Annotated in this window: 15 protein-coding genes and 1 pseudogene; 9 read left to right on the top strand and 7 right to left on the bottom strand. The window is 64.1% G+C overall.

All coding sequences use genetic code 11. The features are described from left to right. Positions 1–240: 240 nt before the first annotated feature. Entirely contained in the window at positions 241–2,091 is a 1,851-nt protein-coding gene (locus NVV79_RS18755) for an ABC transporter ATP-binding protein (RefSeq protein WP_303992483.1), read from the top strand. Between the two features lie 54 nt (positions 2,092–2,145). Here NVV79_RS18755 and NVV79_RS22700 read toward each other — a convergent pair whose 3' ends face one another. From NVV79_RS22700 to NVV79_RS18735, 3 genes are all read right to left on the bottom strand, one after another. Then, positions 2,146–2,889 (bottom strand): ArsR/SmtB family transcription factor, encoded by a 744-nt coding sequence (locus NVV79_RS22700; protein WP_369684743.1) that lies wholly within the window; start codon positions 2,887–2,889, stop codon positions 2,146–2,148. A gap of 55 nt (positions 2,890–2,944) precedes the next feature. After that, positions 2,945–4,912 carry a bifunctional diguanylate cyclase/phosphodiesterase gene (locus tag NVV79_RS18740; RefSeq protein WP_303992481.1) on the bottom strand — a complete coding sequence of 656 codons (1,968 nt, stop codon included), beginning with the start codon at positions 4,910–4,912 and terminating at the stop codon, positions 2,945–2,947. Between the two features lie 143 nt (positions 4,913–5,055). Continuing rightward, positions 5,056–5,619: a TetR/AcrR family transcriptional regulator gene (locus NVV79_RS18735; RefSeq protein WP_303992479.1), complete on the bottom strand. Its 564-nt coding sequence runs from the start codon at positions 5,617–5,619 to the stop codon at positions 5,056–5,058. Between the two features lie 174 nt (positions 5,620–5,793). Between NVV79_RS18735 and NVV79_RS18730 the strand changes: the two genes are divergently transcribed. The 3 genes from NVV79_RS18730 to NVV79_RS18720 all read left to right on the top strand — a co-directional run bounded on the left by NVV79_RS18730 (position 5,794) and on the right by NVV79_RS18720 (position 10,705). Further along, positions 5,794–6,966: an FAD-dependent monooxygenase gene (locus NVV79_RS18730; protein WP_303992476.1), complete on the top strand. Its 1,173-nt coding sequence runs from the start codon at positions 5,794–5,796 to the stop codon at positions 6,964–6,966. Positions 6,967–7,086: 120 nt separating this feature from the next. Continuing rightward, positions 7,087–9,558 (top strand): glycoside hydrolase family 2 protein, encoded by a 2,472-nt coding sequence (locus tag NVV79_RS18725; RefSeq protein ID WP_303992473.1) that lies wholly within the window; start codon positions 7,087–7,089, stop codon positions 9,556–9,558. A 229-nt stretch (positions 9,559–9,787) separates the two neighbouring features. Beyond that, positions 9,788–10,705, top strand: a complete 918-nt coding sequence (locus NVV79_RS18720; RefSeq protein WP_303992471.1) for a DMT family transporter — start codon at positions 9,788–9,790, stop codon at positions 10,703–10,705. On the opposite strand, the gene NVV79_RS18715 is transcribed toward NVV79_RS18720, so the two are convergent. The 3 genes from NVV79_RS18715 to NVV79_RS18705 form a co-directional block, all read right to left on the bottom strand. Next, positions 10,702–11,982, bottom strand: coding sequence for an NAD(P)/FAD-dependent oxidoreductase (locus NVV79_RS18715; RefSeq protein ID WP_303992468.1), 1,281 nt, complete (start codon positions 11,980–11,982; stop codon positions 10,702–10,704). The two genes, NVV79_RS18720 and NVV79_RS18715, sit on opposite strands and share 4 nt — an antisense overlap. A gap of 71 nt (positions 11,983–12,053) precedes the next feature. Further along, positions 12,054–13,412: an FGGY-family carbohydrate kinase gene (locus NVV79_RS18710; RefSeq protein WP_303992466.1), complete on the bottom strand. Its 1,359-nt coding sequence runs from the start codon at positions 13,410–13,412 to the stop codon at positions 12,054–12,056. Positions 13,413–13,499: 87 nt separating this feature from the next. Then, positions 13,500–13,949, bottom strand: coding sequence for a universal stress protein (locus NVV79_RS18705; protein ID WP_303992463.1), 450 nt, complete (start codon positions 13,947–13,949; stop codon positions 13,500–13,502). 267 nt (positions 13,950–14,216) lie between these two features. Here NVV79_RS18705 and NVV79_RS18700 point away from each other — a divergent pair, with 267 nt between their 5' ends. Genes NVV79_RS18700 through NVV79_RS18690 form a run of 3 tightly spaced genes read left to right on the top strand, consistent with a single transcriptional unit; the run spans position 14,217 to position 16,609 of the window. Continuing rightward, positions 14,217–14,846 carry a Tim44/TimA family putative adaptor protein gene (locus tag NVV79_RS18700; protein ID WP_303992460.1) on the top strand — a complete coding sequence of 210 codons (630 nt, stop codon included), beginning with the start codon at positions 14,217–14,219 and terminating at the stop codon, positions 14,844–14,846. Next, complete coding sequence (locus NVV79_RS18695; RefSeq protein ID WP_303992459.1) at positions 14,839–15,204, top strand: DUF488 domain-containing protein; 366 nt, start codon at positions 14,839–14,841, stop codon at positions 15,202–15,204. Before NVV79_RS18700 ends, NVV79_RS18695 begins: the two co-directional genes overlap by 8 nt. Before the next feature lies 1 nt (position 15,205). Continuing rightward, positions 15,206–16,609 carry a nitronate monooxygenase family protein gene (locus NVV79_RS18690; RefSeq protein ID WP_303992457.1) on the top strand — a complete coding sequence of 468 codons (1,404 nt, stop codon included), beginning with the start codon at positions 15,206–15,208 and terminating at the stop codon, positions 16,607–16,609. 3 nt (positions 16,610–16,612) lie between these two features. On the opposite strand, the gene NVV79_RS18685 is transcribed toward NVV79_RS18690, so the two are convergent. Beyond that, positions 16,613–17,455 (bottom strand): LysR family transcriptional regulator, encoded by an 843-nt coding sequence (locus tag NVV79_RS18685; protein WP_303992455.1) that lies wholly within the window; start codon positions 17,453–17,455, stop codon positions 16,613–16,615. A 185-nt stretch (positions 17,456–17,640) separates the two neighbouring features. On the opposite strand from NVV79_RS18685, the pseudogene NVV79_RS18680 reads away from it, so the two are divergent. Then, a pseudogene (locus NVV79_RS18680) lies at positions 17,641–18,913 on the top strand (O-acetylhomoserine aminocarboxypropyltransferase/cysteine synthase family protein). Between the two features lie 430 nt (positions 18,914–19,343). Continuing rightward, positions 19,344–19,802 carry an NUDIX hydrolase gene (locus NVV79_RS18675; RefSeq protein WP_303992453.1) on the top strand — a complete coding sequence of 153 codons (459 nt, stop codon included), beginning with the start codon at positions 19,344–19,346 and terminating at the stop codon, positions 19,800–19,802. Positions 19,803–20,081 lie beyond the last annotated feature (279 nt).

Genomic DNA, 20,081 nt, shown 5'->3' with positions numbered 1-20,081 from the left:
GTATCCTGATCGGCCAGCGACCGCTTCGGTCCACTCTTCTACGCCAATTGGGACGGCATTGGGGAGGGGGCTCCTGCCGAGGGTCGCACGCTGCTCCTCTGCGCCGGGTGTGGGCGTATCGAGCGCGGTATCCGAAATTTCCGGTCGGCATCGCATCGGCTCGTACGTCCTGGTTCCATCGGCTGGAACCGGAGACGCCGTCTTCGCGATGTGGCCCCGCAAAATCACTGGTGAAGAATAATGCTGCGTTGGTTCGAACGACGTCTTGATCCCTATCCCGGTGGCGATCCGGTGGAGCCCCCCAAGGGCCTGCTGGCTTTCTGCCTCCACTACAGCCACGGCGCCAAGAAATGGCTGGCGCTGATGGCCTTTGCCGCTGCCGCGGTGGCCATTGGCGAAATCGTCGTCTTCGGCTTCATCGGCGATGTGGTGAACTGGCTCGCCGGCGCGAACCCCGAGACTTTCCTCCAGACCGACGGCTGGAAGCTCGTCCTGATGGGGGCGATGATCGTCATCATCCTGCCCGGCTTCGCGCTGGTCTCGACCCTCACCATGCACCAGACCTTGCTGGGCAATTTCCCCCAGCGCATCCGCTGGATGAGCCATCGCTATCTCATCCGCCAGTCGATGAGCTACTTCCAGGACGAGTTTGCCGGCCGTATCGGCGCCAAGCTGATGCAGACCTCGCTCGCCGTGCGCGAAGTGGTGATGAAGCTGCTCGACATGCTCGTCTATGTCGTCGTCTACTTCACCGGCGCGGTGTTCCTGGCCGCTTCAGCCGACTGGCGCCTGGCCATTCCCTTCCTGGTCTGGCTGGCGGCCTATGTGTCGATGATGGTCTATTTCATCCCGCGCATGGGCAAGATTTCCCAGGCACAGGCCGATGCCCGCTCGATGATGACCGGCCGCATCGTCGACAGCTATACCAATATCGCCACGGTCAAGCTCTTCAGCCATTCCAACCGCGAAGAAGCCTATGCCAAGGAGGCGATGGACGAGTTTCTCGACACCGTCTACCGGCAGATGCGCCTGTTCACCCTGCTCAACATGCTGGTGCTGTGGTCCAATGCCCTGCTGCTGGCCGCGGTCGGCGCCACCGGCATCTGGCTGTGGATGCAGGGCCTGATGACCCCCGGCGCGCTGGCCGTGTCGCTCGGCCTGGTCATGCGCTTCCAGGGCATGAGCCAGTGGGTCATGTGGGAAATGTCCTCGCTGTTCGAGAATATCGGCACGGTCAAGGACGGCATCTCGTCCTTCTCGCTGCCGCGTGTCGTCTCCGACGCCAAGGATGCCAAGCCCATCGGCACGGTCAATGGCGATATCAAGTTCGAGAATGTCTCGTTCCACTACGGCAAGAAAACCGGCGTGATCGACGATCTCAACCTGCATATCCGTCCCGGCGAGAAGATCGGCCTGGTCGGTCGCTCGGGCGCCGGCAAGTCGACCATCGTCAACCTGCTGCTGCGCTTCTACGACCGCGCCGACGGCCATATCCTGATCGACGGGCACGATATCGCCAGGGTCACGCAGGACAGCCTGCGGGCCAATATCGGCGTGGTGACGCAGGATACGTCCCTGCTGCACCGCTCGGTGCGCGACAACATCCTCTATGGCCGCCCCGATGCGACCGAGGAGATGATGCGCGAAGCTGCCGAACTGGCCGAGGCTTCGGACTTCATCACGGGGCTCAGTGACGCGTCGGGCCGCAAGGGTTTCGATGCCCATGTCGGCGAACGCGGCGTCAAGCTGTCCGGCGGCCAGCGCCAGCGCATCGCCATCGCCCGCGTGCTGCTCAAGAACGCGCCGATCCTGGTGCTGGACGAAGCCACCTCCGCCCTCGATTCCGAGGTCGAAGCAGCCATCCAGGGCCAGTTGCAACTGCTGATGAAGGGCAAGACCGTGATCGCCATTGCTCACCGTCTCTCCACCATCGCCATGATGGACCGGCTGGTGGTGCTGGACAAAGGCCGCGTCGTCGAAACGGGCACCCATGCCCAGCTCGTCGATACCGGCGGCATCTACAGCCAGCTCTGGCACCGCCAGTCGGGTGGCTTCATCGACGCCGACCAGCCCGAGGAAGCAGCGCAGTAATCTGCCTCCTGGGGGGAGGGGAGTGCGCCCGGCCAATGCGCCGGGCGCGTTCCCTTACATGCCGCTCGACGCCATCGGCTTGCCGGTTTCCAGCAACGTCTTGAGACCGGCAAGGATGAGCGGCCAGCCCTCTTCGACACCGGCTTTGGCGGCCGCCGCATCGAAATGGGTGAGAGTGAGCTTGCACATCTCGCCTATCGGCTCGATTTCGTACATTACCCGGGTCTCCTTGCCCTCCGGCGCCCACGTCGCCTTGAAGGTGGTGACGAGCTTTTTGGTCGGCTCGATCTCGATGATCTCGCCATCGAGATTCACCTTCCCCTCCGGATCGAGGTAGTGGAACCGGCCGCCGACCCTGAGGTCGGGTTGCACCCGGCTGCCATAGTAATACTGCCGGGTCATCTCCGGATTGACGATGGCCTCCCAGAGCGCGGCTGGTGTGGTGCGGATATAGGTGACGACGATGAAATCTGGCGTGGCGGCCATGGGCGTGGGCTCCTCTAGCTGTCGTTTCAAATCCACCGCATACCGCGCCAGCGGCTTGGCATAGGGCGCGATCCAGCGGTCCGCCAGCTCCTGGATCGGAGCGGCGTTGAGATAGTGATGCTTGAACCGGCCGACCTTGCGGGTCACCACGAGATTGGCGTCTTCAAGCACACCGAGATGCTTCATGACGCCGAAGCGCGTCATGCCCATCCCGGCTTCGAGATCGGTCAGTGTCTGTCCATCCCGCCGGCGCAGCGCATCGAGTAGTGCCCGCCGGGTTGGATCGCTCAAGGCCTTGAAGATTGCGTCCACGGCCTGGACAATAGGTGACTAAATGGTCACATGTCAAGCCACCACGGTGGAGCCCTCAGCTCGCCGCGCCGAATATCCGGCGGCGATGCCGCTGCCAGCCCTGATTCTCGTCCGCGATATGCTCGAGCACCTTGTCCGCGCTCATCGGCCGGCCGAACAGGTAACCCTGCATCACCGTGCCGCCGAGGCCGAGCAGGGCGTCGAGCTGTTCCTCCGTCTCGATGCCCTCGAACACGCAGGAAATGCCCAGGTTCCGGCAGAGATCGACCGTGGTCTTGATGATGGCCCGGCTGGTCGGGTCGCTGGTGACTTCCTTGACGAAGCTGCGATCCACCTTGATGCGATCGAGCGGCAGCTTCTGCACGTGGGTCAGGCTCGAATGGCCCGTGCCGAAATCGTCGAGCGCGATGCGCGAACCCAGTGCCAGCAGGGCCAGCAGCCCTTCATTGGCCTGGCCGATATCGCGCATGACGGCAGTTTCTGTGATCTCGAAATCCACGCGGCATGGCCTGCCGGCCTGCTCCACCAGCATGGCGATGGCTTCCATGGCCGTGGTCGAGCCCAGGTCATGCGCCGACAGGTTCACCGACAGGCGCAGTGGCTTGGGCAGGGTTCCCGACATCGCCAGCGCCTTGCGCAACACGGTCTGGGTGATCTTGGAGATCATCCCCGTCCGCTCGGCCAGGGGAATGAATTCGCCCGGCGATACCTCGCCCAGGTCAGGGCTGCGCCAGCGCGCCAGCACTTCGTAGCCGGTCGTCCGGTTTAGCGCGATATCGAATTGCGGCTGGAACAGGATGTAGATTTCCGCGTCGAGATCGGCCGTATGCAGCGCATGTTCCATCCGCCGCACCCGGCTCAGTTCATCCGCATGCCGCTCCGAAAACACCAGCGCGCGGCCCCTGGCGTCACGCTTGGCCACGCCGGTCGCATAGTCCGCCCGGTCGAACAGCATATCGGCCGTATCGCCGGGCTGTGACACCGCCAGGCCGGCCGAGGCCGACAGATGCACCGTGCCGACCTTGAACGCGAATGCTGGCCGCATGGCTTCGGTCAGCACGTCGCCACAGGCCTGCAAAGCCGCCTCGTCACTCATCTCTGGCAGGATCAGCGCAAAACTGTTCGAGCCCAGCCGCGCCACGAAAGTCGAGGGCCGGCGCAGCGCATTGATGCGTTTGGTGATCTCCACCAGCACGCGGTCGCCGATCACCTGGCCGAATATGTCATTGATTGATTTGAAGCTGTCGATATCCAGCCGCGCCACGCCGATCCGGGTCTGGTCCGCCTCGGCCTGGTCCAACGCCGCCTGCAGGTGTCGCTCGAACGAGCGGCTGTTCGGCAGCCCGGTCAGGCTGTCCACATTGGCCAGCCGATGGTTTTCATCCGACAGGCGCTGGGTTTCGGCCTGCTTGCGCTCCATCTCGCCACGCGATGCCACCAGCGCGCCGAAATCCCGGTAATTGTTGAGCAGCACCACCATCAGCGCGCCGACCACCAGCACCAGGTTGACCGCCAGGGCGCCGAAGACCAGGTTGCCGCTCACGACGAAAAACACCACGAAGGGAATGATGACGCTGAGCGCCACCATCGTCGCCGCTCCGCGCAGATGCATCAGGCAATAGACGCAGCCAATGCTGGTAATGCCCATATAGAAGGCGATATGCGATTGCTGATACGGCCCGCCATAGGGATAAAGGCTCAGCGCCCAGCTCGAAAAGCCGATGCCGAGCAGGGCCGATACCCACAACGTGCTGCGCAGCAGCCGGCGGGCCTTGGAATAGGTGATGCCGCCACCGCGCGACCGCCACCAGACGGCGATGCGGACCAGGCAGACCAGCGTCAGCAGACCCGGCACATAGAGCCGCAGCAGGTCGGGAGCGCTTGTATGGGTCGCGGCCAGCGCCAACGAATTGACCAGCAGGATGCCATACATCAGCGGCACCTGCCGGCCGAAGGCAAGGGCCTGTGCCTGCACCAGTTCCGGGTCGTCCGGAACGGCAAAGTACTGCACTAGCCTCTTCATAGCCCGACGAGCTCCTTGCTCACCCGTCGACGTTACCGGGGCAAACCCTAATACATGTGTAAACGAGCCGGCCTGATTCAGGTATTTGGCTCGGAATCCGAACATAACAACGATGCAATAACCGGCAACCGGCGTCAGCGACGCTATTCTCCCGCCAGCGCGTCCAGTGACCGGCCGATATATCGCAGGCCGTCGACGATCTCGTCGACCGTGGGTGCCCGTTCGGGGTCGGCCAGGTACTGCGCCGCCAGCCCGGATAGTAATGCCAGCAGCAAGGAACTCACCGCCCTGAACCTCTTGCCCTCCAAATCGGGTGTGGGCGTCAGGAAGTCCAGCGCCAGCTCTCCGCGCAATTGTTCGTAGGCTCCGGCCAGCATCGCCTTGAGGTTCGGCAGCCGCTGGATTTGCGCGAATATCTCAAAGCTCGCAATCAGCAATTGCGGGTCGGCGGCGAACTGCTCGATCAGTCGCTGCCAGGCCTCGGAAAAGCGCTGCAGCGAGGACATTTCCACATCGCGCATGCTGGGTGGCGAGAACCGGTCACCCCAGTCGCCCATCAGTTCCATCATCGCGGCCGCCATCAGGGCGTCCTTCGAGCCGAAATGATAGCCGATCGAGGCCAGATTGGTTCCCGAGGCGGCAACGATGTCGCGCGCTGTGGTGCGCGCATAACCCAGCTCCAGCAGGCACTTCTTCGCCCCTCTCATCAGGTCTTCCCGGTGTCCCACGCTTCCATTTCTCCATTCACTTCAGGCCTGCCGGCCCGGTGCCCGACTCCTCCATAGCACCCGGAGCAAAAATTTACACGTTTGTATGAATTTGATCTATACATATGTATTATACGGTCGTATAGATCGCGCCATGCAACGAGGAGAGGTTTGATGAATACCGACAATTCCGTTCTGATTTCCGGCGCCGGCATTGCAGGCCCGGCCCTGGCATTCTGGCTTGCCCGGCGTGGTTTCGTGCCGACCGTGGTCGAGCGGTCACAAGCCCCGCGCATCGCCGGCCACGCCGTGGATTTTCGTGGAGTTTCGCGTGAGGTTTTGCGTCGCATGGACCTGCTGCCGGAGATCGAGCGTCAGGCGACGCATCAGGGCGACATGCACTATGTCGATGCGCGCGATCGCAGCCGGGCCGTCATGCCGGCCAGCTTTGCCAGTGGCGAGGTGGAGATCATGCGCGGTGACCTGGTCCACATTCTCTACGAGGCGACGCGCGACCGCGTCGAATATCGCTTCGGCGACGCCATTGCGGCCCTGAATCAGGACGCGGACGGCGTTGCCGTCCAGTTTCAGAGTGGCGAAAGTCGCCGCTTTGGTCTGGTGATTGGTGCGGACGGGCAGCATTCGGGAGTCCGCCGCCTGGCGTTCGGGCCCGAGCAGCAGTTTCTGCATCATCTTGGGCTCTATCTGGCCGTGGCGCGCATTCCCAACCTGCTGGGCCTCCGCTATTCGGGCAAGATGTTCAATGCCCCGGGCACCATCCTGTCGGTCTATCCCGCCCGGCAGAACAGCGAGGCGCGCGCCCTGTTCTTCTTCCACGCCGATCCGCTCGACTATGACCATCGGGATGTCCAGGCCCAGAAGCGCATCGTGGCGGATCTTTATGAGGGCCAGGGCTGGGCCGTGCCGCGCATCCTGCCGGAAATGCTGGCCTCGGAAGAATTCTACTTCGACAGTGTCAGCCAGGTGCGCATGGATGGCTGGTCGAAGGGCAGGGTGGCGTTGTTGGGCGACGCGGCCTTTTGTGCTACGCCACTGTCCGGCATGGGGTCGGGCATGGCGGTAACGGGTGCCTATGTGCTGGCTCGGGAACTCGAACGGGCCGCTGGCGATCACGGAGCTGCCTTTGCCCGCTACGAGGCACGCATGCGTCCTTTCGTCGGCAAGAGCCAGAAACTGGCGCAGATGGCGACGCATGGCTATGTGCCGACGTCACGCCTGGGTATCGGCTTCATGCATCTGATGAACCGGCTCGTGGCGCGCCTGCCGGGCGACGTGATCCTCAAGCCTGCCATCGAAGCCGCCAATTCGGTGTCGCTGGAAGATTGACGGTGCGTAACCCAGGTCCGCGCGCCCCATTTTTTGTCGCGCGCCGGAGAAAGCCATTGGCACTTTCCCGGCGAGCGACTATCACCTGCAATCGATTGCAGACCCGCAAGGAGATCGATGGTGGCTGGTTTGGTTTATTCTGAAATCTCTTTGGCGGGTGACTTTACCCTGTCCTCGCCCACATCAGACCTCACGGCGCCGATCACCCTGCCGGGCGACGTCCACACCGCCTTGCTGGCCGCCAAGGCCATCCCCGATCCCTATTTCGGCGAAAACGAAAAGACGGTGATGTGGGTCAACGAGACCGCCTGGTCGGTCGAGCGCAGCTTTACCGCCAGCGCCGCCGATATCGACGGCTACCTGACGCTGACCCTCAGCGAAGTGGATTGCATCGCCACCATCCTGCTCAATGGTGAAGTCGTCGCCAACACGCAGAACAGCTTCCTCCGCAACGATATCGACGTAACCGGCAGGGTGCGCGAAGGCGACAACACTTTGCGGATCGAATTCGCCATCGCCCCCGACGTCGCCAAGGCCCGCGCCGACGCGCATCCTTTCCCGATCCCCTTCACCTACAATTACATGACCAATGGGTTGAAGGGCATCCATATGAACTTCATCCGCAAGGCGGCCTGCCATGCCGGTTGGGACTGGGGCATCTGCCTCATGCCCATCGGCGTCTATGGCACGATGAGCCTGCGCAAGTCGCGTCTGGCTCGGCAGGAGAGCGTCCAGGTCGATCAGGCCCATGGCAACAAGTCGGTCGAACTGTCGATAAAGACTCGCCTTTTCGCCTTCGCCCAGGGTGAAGTGGAACTTGAACACACCATCGATGGCCAGGTGATATCGGACAAGGTCTCGGTGCAGCCGGGCGAGAATGTCTTCACCCACAATGTCACCATCCACGATCCCAAACTGTGGTGGCCGGCGGGGCAGGGCGCCCAGCCGCTCTATGAACTGGTGACCGACCTCGAAGGCGAAAAGACCACAAGACAGATCGGCCTGCGCAAGCTCGAATGGGTCGTCGAGCCCGACGAGATCGACCACACTTTCAAATGCCGCATCAATGGCCGCGACATCACCATGATGGGCGCCAACTGGATTCCCGCCGACGCCATTCCCTCGCGCATCACGCCAGCGGTCATCCGCGACCTGCTCGAAAGCGCCAAAGCCGCCAATATGAACATGCTCCGCATCTGGGGCGGCGGGCAGTACGAGCCCGACTATTTCTACGAGCTCTGCGACGAACTCGGCATCCTGCTCTGGCACGATTTCATGTTCGCCTGCATGAGCTACCCGTCCGACCGGCCCTTCCTCGACAATGTCCGCACCGAAATCACCCAGCAGGTGCGCCGCCTCAGCCACCATGCTTCCATTGCCCTCTGGTGCGGCGACAACGAGGTGATCGGCTCGCTGAGCTGGTATCCCGAGACCAAGGCAGCTCCCGAGCGCTACGTCGCCAATTACGACCGGCTCAATTCCATGCTCGGCAATATCGTCGAGGACGAAGACCCGGCCCGCCGCTTCTGGCCGTCCTCGCCCTCCATGGGCTATCTCGATTTCTCCGACGGCTGGCACGCCGATACGCGGGGTGACACCCATTATTGGGATGTCTGGCATTCGGCCAAGAGCTTCGACGCCTATCGCAGCGTCAATCCGCGCTTCGCCTCCGAATTCGGCTTCCAGTCCTTCACCTCGATGAATGTCATCGAGAGTTTCGCCGAGGAAAAGGATCGCAACCCGTCCTCCCCGGTCATGGAAAACCACCAGCGCAACAATGGCGGCAATGCGCGTATCCTCGAGACCATGACGCGCTATTTCCGCTTCCCGCGCGATTTCGACCAGATGGTGTTTTTGAGCCAGATCCAGCAGGGTCTCGCCATCAAGACCGCCATCGAATACTGGCGCTCCACCAAGCCGCGCTGCATGGGCACCCTGTTCTGGCAGATCAACGACATCTGGCCGGTCGCCTCCTGGTCCAGCCTCGATTACGGCGGGCAGTGGAAGCTGCTGCAATATATGGCCAAGCGCTTCTTCCTGCCTGTCAACATCGTCGCCGTGCCGAGCCCGGATAATGCCGAAATCACTTTCCGCGGCATCAACGATACCGGCAAGCCGGTAACCGTCGCCCTCGAAATCCGTGCCGTCAAAGTGGGCGGCGGCGACCGCAAGGTCTTCTCCGGCAATACAGCCATCGGTCCCGATGCCGCCATCAGCGTCACCACGCTTCAGACCGCCGATCTCGCCGAAGACGAATTCCTGTTCTTCTCCTGGCGCGATGCCTCGGGCAATCTCCTGGGCGAAAACGACTATTTCCCCAAGCCCTACAAGGCCTACGAACTGGTCGAGCCCAAGGTCCGCGCCGCTTGGTCCGATGTGGATGGAAATTTCGTGCTGACCCTTACCAGCGACAAGCCGGCTTTGTTCGTCACCGCCAGCGTCGATATCCCCGGCTATTTCTCCGACAATGCCGTGACGCTCCTGCCGGGCCGCCAGACCGAACTCACCTTCACCCCCCGCCACGGCGCCACCCCGTCGCCGGCCGAACTGGTCCAGTCGCTCAAAGTCCGCAACCTGCGCGATACGTTCTAGGGGAGTAACAGGCTTCGCCGTGGCCTACGAGACCTCATGGTGAGCTTGTCGAACCACGAGGTCGAGCGAGTGGAGGCTGGTGTGCCACGCCCTCGTGGTTCGACAGGCTCACCATGAGGGCTGCTGAATGGCCACCTTCTTCCATACAAGTTTCCATTGACAGGACGCCCCGCATCTTCCAACGCTAGTGCAACGCCGCGCCCATCCGCGCGGTCCCTTCGGAACCGCCATGTCGACCATCACAGCGCCCATCGGCGACCGTCGCCTGTTGGGCATCGGGCTCGCGCTCGCCGCCTATCTCATGTTCACCTGCATAGACAGCTCGGCCAAATGGCTGGCCCTCGGCGGCATTCCGGTCCTGCAGATCGTCTTCCTGCGCTATGCCCTGCATCTGGTCCTGGTGCTCGGCATCAACCTGCCCAGGCACGGCACCGGCCTTGCCCGCACTGCCAGCTTCAGGATGCAGGCCCTGCGCGCCGCCATGCTGCTCGGCGCCACCACCGGCAATTTCCTTGCCGTGCGCTATCTGCCGCTGACAGTCACCGGCGCCATCTCCTTCACCATGCCGCTCTTTCTCTGTGCGCTGTCGGTGCCGCTCCTGGGCGAACAGGTCGGCTGGCGGCGCTGGACCGCCATTGGCGTGGGCTTCATCGGCATCCTGGTCATCGTCCGCCCCGGCACTGAGGCTTTCCATCCGGCGGCCCTGCTGTGCCTCGCCGCCGCGGTCTTCTCCGCCTTCTATTTCCTGCTGACCCGCCGCATGGCGGCGCATGACTCCGCCGCCACCCAGCAATTCTATGTCGGCTTCTTCGCCACGGTTCTCCTCGCGCCCCTCGCCATCCCCTTCTGGGTCTGGCCGTCAGAACCTTCGGTCTGGATCGCCTTCTTCACCGTGGGGATTTTCGGCTTCATCGGCCATCAGCTCATCACCGTGGCGCATGGCTTCGCCCCCGCCTCGGTGCTGGCGCCGTTCTCCTATCTCCAGATCATCTTCATGGCCGCCTCGAGCTGGATCATCTTCAACCAGCCGCCCGATATCTGGCTCTATCTGGGCGCCCCCATCGTCATCGCCAGCGGCCTCTACATCTGGCTCCGTGAACGCGCTCTGCACAAGGCCACCACCGCGGTGGAAGCCGTGGAGCGCTAAGCCTCACTCTCCCGGACCGGTGCCTTCTCTGCGTCGCCCTGCGTGATCAGCCGGGCGCTGCGCTGGCCGCTGAGATAGATCCACAGCCAACTCAGCGCCACGGCCAGCCGGTTCTTGGTGTCGATCAGGAAGTAGATATGCGCCAGTCCCCAGGCCCACCAGGCGATCCAGCCCTTGAGCTGGATCCAGCCGAAATCGATAACCGCCGCCCGCTTGCCGATCGTGGCCAGGTCCCCCGCATGCTTGTAGCGGAACGGTTTGGCCGCGGTGCCGCCCGCCAGCCGCGCCCGGATCACCCGTGCCGCATGCTTGCCGCCCTGCTTGGCCCCGTCGCCCACGCCGGGCACCGGCTTGCCGTCAGGCATGGTGATCGTCGCCGTATCGCCGACCACGAAGATATCGGGATGCCCAGGTACCGTCAGGTCCGCCTCGACCTTCACCCGGCCCGCCCGGTCCGGCTCCACTCCCAGCCATTTCGCCGCCGGCGAAGCCTGCACGCCGGCGGCCCAGATGACGGTCGCCGCATCCAGCCTCTTGCCGCCATAGACCACGCCCGCGTCATCCACCGCGCTGACGGCTTCGCCCAGCTCCACCGTCACGCCCAGCTCGCGCAGCGCCTTGAGCGCATAATCCGATAGTTCCGGCTTGAAATTGGCCAGCACGCGTTGCCCGCCCTCGATCAGCACCACCTGTGCCTCGCCGGGCAGGATGCTGCGGAATTCGCCCTTGAGCGTCTCCCGCGCCAGTTCGACAATGGCCCCGGCCAGTTCGACCCCCGTCGGCCCCGCCCCGATGATGACGAAAGTCAGCAGCGCCCGCCTTTTGTCTGGATCGCTCTCGCGCTCGGCGGCCTCGAAGGCCAGCAACAGCTTGCGGCGAATGGTCGTCGCGTCTTCCAGCGTCTTGAGGCCCGGCGCGAATTTCTCCCAGTCGTCATGCCCGAAATAGGCATGCCGCGCCCCGGTCGCGAGGATCAGGCTGTCATAGGGAACCCTGGTGCCATCCTCCAGCACGACGGCCTTGTTTGCCGTATCCACTCCGGTCACCGTCGCCAGCAGGGTCATGACTTCGCCCCGCTTGCGCAGGATATGGCGAATGGGCCAGGCGATTTCCGATGTGCTGAGCGAAGCCGTCGCCACCTGATAGAGCAGGGGCTGGAACAGGTGGTGGTTGCGCCGGTCGATCAGCGTCACATCAACTGCAGCGCCATCAAGCGCCTGTGCTGCCGCCAGCCCGCCAAACCCGCTGCCGACGATGACCACCCGATGCCGTGCCATGCCAAACCTCCATGCTGCCCTCTATATGGGCGCCGGAAGCCTGGCCCGCATCCTCCATGGGCGCAAGGCTGCTAGGCGGTGGCGTCGCGCCAGCGTTGCGCATAAGCGTCGAAGCCGGGCACATCGAGCGGCACAATCGGCGCCCCCGCCGCAGCATGCCCTTCGCCTGCACCAAACAGCATGCTGGCCCCCAGGCTCGTCCCCGTCGCATCGCCCGACGCGCTCACGGGGACCCCCGCCAGCCGCGCCAGTGCCTGCCCGAACAGCGCATTTCGCGCCAGCGGCCCCTCGATGATGATCTCGCGCCCCAACCCGCATAGGTCGAGGCACGCCCGCGTCATCAGCGCCAGATAAAGCGAAGCCGCCGCCGACCGCTCCGCTGCCATGACAGGCTCCTGCGTCCAGCGACCGGCGCCGGCAGGGAAGGGCCCCACACCAGGCATGAAGCTCGGCTGCACCCGAATATCATCCGCAATCACCCGCGCGATATCGTCAGCATCGGGCTCGACGATTTCAGGCACCAGCAGGTCAAATTCCCGCCCGCCCATGAAGCGCGCCGTCGGCACTGCCCGCCCGAAAGCGTCGACATTGGCCAGGCTGTCCCGCGCCGGGTCGAGCCGCCCGGTATCGCCTCCAACAGTCATGGCAATAGCCCAGGTGCCGGTCGACAGAATGGTGAAGGGCGCTTCATGCGCTCCCAGATGCGGCAGCAGCGACGCATTGGAATCGTGTATGCCACAGGTCACCGGCGTCTCGGCCCCAAGCCCTGTCGCCGCCGCCACGTCCGGCCGGACGGTTCCCAGCACCGATGCCGCCGGCTTCACCACCGGAAACAGTCCCGCCCAGCCCTGCGCCGCCACCATGCCGGAAAAATCGCCACGCCCCGGCGCCCACAGATCCGTATGGCAACCCAGCGACGTCACCTCGCTGGCCATCGCCCCGGTCAACCGCCAGGCCCAATATTGCGGATAGGTCAGGATCGCCGTTGTCCGCGCAAAATCCGCCGCATGCGCCCGCGACTGCCAGAAGATCTGTGCCCCCAGATTGAGCCCGTTGGGCAGCCGTGGCGACAGGCTCTCGGCAAAGTGTGGCCGCACAGTCGCATAGGCCGCGGCCGTTTCCCCCGGCCCGTCATGCTCATAGTCGAGCACCGGCATGGCCAGGCCATCATCAGCCAGCAGCGCCGCCGTTGCCCCATGCGTGGTGATGGAAATGCCGTCCACCCCATGCGCGGCCTGCAATGCCCGCAGGCTCTCGATGATGAAGCCCCACAGCATGTCCACATCGGCACGCGGATAGAGCCCGTCGCGCCGCACCACATTGGCTATGCTGCGCACCGCCACCTGCTGCCGCGTCGTGGAGTCGATCAGCACCACCTTGGCATTGGTCTTGCCGATATCGATGACGGCAATGGAGCGGGGCAGGGGCATGGCTTGCACTCGATGATCTCGCGTTGCAGCGCCAATACTGGAAATCACGCCATCCCGCCACCGCTAACATGTTAGCGGCGAGCTAGCCTATTTCACCACCAGCACCGGAATGGTGGCCCGCGCCAGCACTTCGGCGGCCTGGCTGCCCAGCAGCAGCCGGCCCAGCCCGCGTCGTCCATGCGACCCCATCACGATCAGGTCGGCGCCCTGCTTGTCGGCCATCCCGAGGATCGCATCGGCCGCAATACTCGATGGCAGATGCGTCTTTTCCAGCTTGACGCCTTCGGCCTTCGCCAGCGCATCGGCTTCCTCAAGCGTTTCCTGGGCCGAGCTGGCCTTGGCCTTTTCCAGTTCCTCGATGATCTCGCCGGTATTGACCGACATCATTTCCGCGCCAGGCGCGATGAGCACGGGCGGCTCGGTGGAAGTCACCGCGAACAGCCGCGCCTTGTTTTCCTTGGCCAGCGCCAGCGCGTGGCGCAGCGCCTTTGTGGCCAGTTCCGATCCGTCAATGCCGACAACGATGCGTGTGTACATGTCATGTCCTTTCGCTCTCTCGCCCAGACTACGCCCCTGGTCCGGCCCGTCATTGATCCAGATCATGCAGTCTCACCGATACAATGCCCGGCCGAAACCTCCGTTCCCCGATAATAAGTGCAAAATTTGTTATGCAAACGGCGAATAATATTCGTTGGACTGATTTATTGGCCAGCGCTAGCGTGGTGACGAGCATCGAGACGCTCACTCCTCCTGCTGGGAAGCGGCGCCTCTTGCGGCCGCGTTGCCGGAGGAAGAAAGTTCCAGATGAACGAGCTGAGCATTCTCGACTATCTGCTGATCGCATTCTCCATCGCCGTTTCCTGGCGTGTCTATACCAATGTCCACCCTCCGGCTGCCGAGGCCGATCCGCTGGCGCCCCAGCCCGCGCCGTCCTCCGGCGCCAGCCCGGCAGTCCATACGCCGGGCCCCGATGGCGATACCCCTCTTTCCGTCACCCTCAAGCGCATCGTCGCGGCCTGCCGCTATACCAGTATCGATACATTCCTTGATGGCGCCCGCCGCGCCTATGAAATGATCGTCGCGGCCTTCGCCGCCGGCAATATGGACCCCTGCGCCGACCTGCTGTCACCGGCTTTGCGCGAGAGTTTCGCCAGCGCCCTTGCCGAGCGCGCTGCGCGGGGCGAAACTGCCGAAACCATGTTCATCGGCTTTCGCAGCGTGACGATAGAAGATGCCGGGCGCGATCAGGGCTATGCCTGGATCGATGTCCGCTTCGTCGCCGAGCTGGTGTCCGTCACCCGCGACCGGCAGGGGCGGGTCATATCCGGCAGTCCCGACCGTGTGGCGGTCACCTCCGAAGTCTGGACCTTCGAGCGCGACCTGAAAGCCGGCCAGCCCGGCTGGGTCCTGGTGGCGACCGACGACGATGCGTGACGCCCCGCCGCATTTCGCCATCAAGCGCATCTACGAGCCGCCATCCGCCGATGATGGCAGGCGCGTGCTGGTCGATCGCCTCTGGCCGCGCGGCGTGAGCAAGGACGAGGCCGAGCTCGATCTCTGGCTCAAACCCGTGGCTCCCAGCCCGGCCTTGCGCAAATGGTTCGGCCACGATCCCGCCAATTGGGACGAATTCACCCATCGCTACCGCGCCGAACTCTCCGACAATACCGAGGCGGTGGACCAACTGCGCCACATGCATGGCAAGGTGACCCTGCTCTACGCCGCCCATGACGAGCAGCACAATCACGCTTTGGTGCTGCTCGATTTCCTGCAATCGTCGCGAAAGGCCTGAAATGACGCTGCCCGACAGCCCCGCCTGCAACCTGCTGGGGAGCAAGCTCCCCCTCGTTCTGGCGGGCATGGGCGGCGTTGCCCGCTCCGAACTGGTCGCCGCCGTCACCACGGCTGGCGGCTTCGGCTTTCTCGGCATGGTGCGCGAGCCGCCGAAACTGATCGAGCGCGAAGTCACCCGCCTGCGCGAATTGGGTCACAGCCGCTTCGGCGTGAACATCATTCCCGCCTCCACCGATCCAGCCCTGCTGGAGCGTCAGGTCGCCACCCTCATCGCGTTGGCCGTGCCCGTGGTCTGCACCTTCTGGACGCTCGATCAGCAGGTGACGCGGCGCCTGCGCGACGCCGGCATCATGGTGGTGCATCAGGTCGGCTCGGTCGATGAAGCCATCGAGGCGGTACGATCAGGCGTCGAGATCGTCATCGCCCAGGGCCGCGAAGCCGGCGGCCATGTGCGCGGCACCCGCGCCATCAGAGACCTGCTCCCCGAAGTGGCCGACGCGGTCAACATCCCCGTCCTCGCCGCCGGCGGCATGGCCACGGGGGCAGACCTCGTCACCGCCATGGCGCTGGGCGCTTCGGGCATCGTGCTGGGCACCGCCCTCATGGCCACCGAAGAATCCTTCGCCCACGCCTATCACAAGCAGCGCCTGCTGGCTGCCGAGGCCGATGATACGGTGCTGACCAGCAGCTTCCATATCAACTGGCCGCCCAATGCCCCCACCCGCGTACTCAAGAGCGCCATCACCAGCGGCGCCCGCGGCGATCCCCATGCCTCCGAACGCACAGTGATCGGCGACGAAGAAGGCCGCCAGATCTACCTTTTCAGCACCGATTCCCCGCTCCGCTCCATGACCGGCGATTTCGAATCCATGGCGCTCTATGCCGGCACCGGCATCGGTCATATCACCGCAATCACCAGCGCCACCGACCGGCTGACGCAGATCGTTGCCGAGGCTGAAACCCTGCTCGCCCCCGCAACCGCCTCGGACGAGCAGGTCGAACTCGCCTCCTCCGTCTGCTATGCTGGCGAAATGAGCGGCGCCTATATGGGCGAGGCCGACCTGACCGACGATCTCTGGCTGCTCGCCGCCCAGATGCGGGCCGCCTTGCGCACCGCCCTGGCCCACGGCGCCGATCCATCCGCCTCGAGCCAGCCGCCCTTTGCCGCAAAATCCGCCACCCTGGCCAGTTGGGCCCTGCAGATGCGCCGCCTCGCGGCCCGTGAAAGCCAGGGCGCAGCCCTGCCGCCCCATCCCGTCATATCCGGCAAGCTGCCCGCCCAGGCGCTCATCCTGCAGGCCCTCGGCGGCCTCATCCCCCGCATATCCCGCCCCGCCTTGCGCGACCAACTGGTGCAACTGCGCCTGTTCCTCGAAGCGCAGGGTCCCGCCGCGCCCGTGTGACACTCAGGGCGTGCTCGAGCGAAACCCCCGCCGCATGCGGTCGATCAATCCAGTCTCGGCCCGGCTCGAATAGACCATATGCACCGAATAGGAGAATTCGGGCGCATCCGCCACGCGATGCAGCCGCCCGCTTTCGAGAAAAGGCTGCACCGCGCTCAGCCGGAAATAGCCCGCGCCGCCCACCCGCGTCAGGTAGAGCAGGGCCAGCGGGCCATGCGAGATCAGCACGCCGGGGCTGGAAATTTCGGGGAAAGCCGCCTGGTGGCTGGTCTGGAACGACGCGCCCCAGTCGATCTGCACATAATCCTCCGGCGGCCCGCGCTCGCCGTCCGGGCTGGTGGTCACCATGACCAGCTTTTCCTCGGTCAGCAGCTCTACCACGCTGTTGCCGCCCTGCGGCGGCGGATCATACAGCACCGCCATGTCCAGCGCCCCGCTATGCACCGCCTCCTGCAGGCGCGATGGCGTATCCACCTCGGCCCGCAGCGCGATATCGGGCGCTTCATGCTTCATCCACACCAGCCAGTCAGCCAGAACAGGGTTCCACAGGCTGATTTCCGCCCCGACGCTGGCAATGTCCACCCGCCCCTGCGGCAGCCCCACCTGTTGCCGCGCCCGGTCCCACACCTGCACCAGCGTCGTGGCATGGCGCACGAAGCGCTCGCCGGCCGGCGTCAGCCGGGCGCCGGACTTGTTGCGGATGAAAAGGCGTCGCCCGAGCTGGTCTTCCAGCGCATGAACCCGCGCACTGACCGCGGTTTGCGTTACGTTCAAACGCCCCGCTGCCGCAACAAAACTGCCCGTCTCGGCGATCTCGAGAAACGTCTTTGCTAAAGCGATGTCCATCCTAGATAAACCAGCTTTTTTGTTTTCATCGGACAATATCATTCATTTGACTGCTATAATTCCGGCTGTCAACACTCCGGTCGAATCCCGGAACCCTGCGACGGCCGCGCGCTTGGCCTGCGGCCGATAGTGGGTATTGTGCATTGCAGTTGGGGCCGGCCACCGGCCCGACAGAGGAGAATATTATGAAGCTCGAAACGCTGGCGTTGCATCACGGCTATACGCCGGACCCGACGACGAAGTCGGCGGCAGTGCCGATCTACCAGACCACCTCGTTCACCTTCGATGATACCCAGCATGGCGCCGACCTGTTCAACCTGGCGGTCCCCGGCAATATCTATACCCGCATCATGAACCCCACCACCGACGTGCTGGAAAAGCGCGTGGCGGAGATGGAAGGCGGCATTGGCGGGCTGGCGGTCGCTTCGGGCATGTCGGCCATCACCTATGCCATCCAGGCCATTACCGGGGCAGGGGGAGAATATCGTCGCCACCAGCCAGCTCTATGGCGGCACCTATAACCTGTTCATGCACAGCTTCCCCCGCCAGGGCATCGAAGTGCGCATGGCCGCCGGCGACGATTTCGCCGCCATCGAGGCCGCCATCGACGACAAGACCCGCGCGGTCTTCTGCGAATCCATCGGCAATCCGGCCGGCAATGTGGTCGATATCGAGCGCCTGGCGCAGATCGCCCACAAGCATGGCGTCCCGCTGATCGTCGATAACACCGTGGCCACGCCCTATCTCTGCCGCCCCTTCGATTTCGGCGCCGATATCGTCGTTCACGCGCTGACCAAATATATCGGCGGCCACGGCAATTCCATCGGCGGCATCATCATCGATAGCGGCAAGTTCGACTGGAAGGCCAACAAGGATCGCTTCGCGGTGCTCAACGAGCCCGATCCGTCCTATCATGGCGTCGTCTATACCGAGGCTTTGGGGCCGGCGGCCTATATCGGGCGCTGCCGCGTCGTGCCCTTGCGCAATACCGGCGCGGCCCTGTCGCCCCACAGCGCCTTCCTGTTCCTGATGGGTCTCGAAACCCTGGGCCTGCGCATGGACCGCCATTGCGAAAATTCGCTCAAGGTGGCCGAATTCCTCTCGAACCATCCCAAGGTGAGCTGGGTCAATTACGGCGCCTTGCCCGGCAACAAGTACAATGCGGTGGCGAAGAAGATCACCAAGGGCAAGGCCTCGGGCATTGTCAGCTTCGGCATCAAGGGCGGGCAGGAAGCCGGTGGCAAGTTCATTGACGCCCTGCAGATGATCCTGCGGCTGGTCAATATCGGCGATGCCAAGTCGCTCGCCTGCCATCCGGCCTCCACCACCCACCGCCAGCTCAACGCCGAGGAACTGGCCCGCGCCGGCGTCTCCGAAGATCTGGTGCGCCTGTCCATCGGCATCGAGCATATCGACGACATCATCGCCGATCTCGAACAGGCCCTCGCCAAGGCCTGACCCATGAGGAAAGGCGGCCCTTGTGGCCGCCTTTTCTCATCTGTTCCGGCGCTGGTTTGACTTCCCGCGTGCCACGGGCATAATACGGCCCATGCAATCCCTTCTGCGCCTTTGCAGCCATAGTTTCCGGGCGAGCTTCATCGCAAGCCGCTAGCCTGGTCTGGTTACCTGCCACCGGCAAGAACCAGCCCAGGGCTTTATCATCATCCCCAAGACCTGACGTGCCCGCCTGCGCTTGCTGCAGGCTGACGCCACGCGCCCGGGCTTTGCCCGCGCGTGCCGCAATGGGCCGTCGCAAGATAAGGCAAAACAGCATGGCCAAGCGCAATGGCAACCGCGAAATGAAGAAACCCAAGCAGATCAAGGACAAATCCACCGCCGTCAATTCGGTGTCCGAGCTCGCCGGCAAGCGGGCGCCGGCGGGCCGAAAATGACCTCCCGGCAACAGGCCGAGCCGACCGCCGTCGCCGAGACATCGGCGCGGCAGGTCGCGGCCCTGGTCTGGCGGCGCGCCGGCAGCGATGTCGAAGTCCTGCTGGTCACCTCGCGCATCAGCGGCCATTGGCTGCTGCCGAAAGGCTGGCATATCGAGGGCAAAACGGCAGCCGGCTCGGCCTTGCAGGAAGCCTTCGAGGAAGCCGGCGTCCAGGGTGAATCCGGCACCGAACCGATCGGCGCCTTCGACTACCGCAAGATCCGCAAGCAGGGCGACCCGCTCGATTGCACGGTCGACGTCTTCGCGGTCCGGCTGCGCCGCCTGCTGGGCGACTGGCCCGAAAAGCCACAGCGCCGCCGCGCCTGGTTCACCCTGCCGGAAGCCGCCGCCCGCGTAACCGAGCCCGACCTCGGCCGCTTCCTGCACCAATGCTCCTTCGCTAGCCTGTCCTGACGCCGGCCCACCCCTCTCCCCTTGTGGGAGAGGGTGGAAATCCGCGTTCAGCGGATTTCCGGGTGAGGGGCTGCGTCATCCCATGCTTCGATGCCGGCCGATGGTTCCGTGCCCCCTCATCCGCCCTTCGGGCACCTTCTCCCACGAGGGGAGAAGGGAAGCGTCGGCGAGGGTGGGCACGCCACCACCCATCCGGGAACCTTTCGCGCCCCACGCCATCCAACGGTTCAGAACAGCGGCACAGGCCGCTGTCGAACCAGGAGATGCCAAGTGAAAATC

Source organism: Devosia ginsengisoli (assembly GCF_024707105.1).
Classification (GTDB): Bacteria; Pseudomonadota; Alphaproteobacteria; order Rhizobiales; family Devosiaceae; genus Devosia; species Devosia ginsengisoli_A.
Note: the sequence above shows the minus strand (reverse complement) of the source record. Positions and strands in the feature narration are given on the sequence as shown.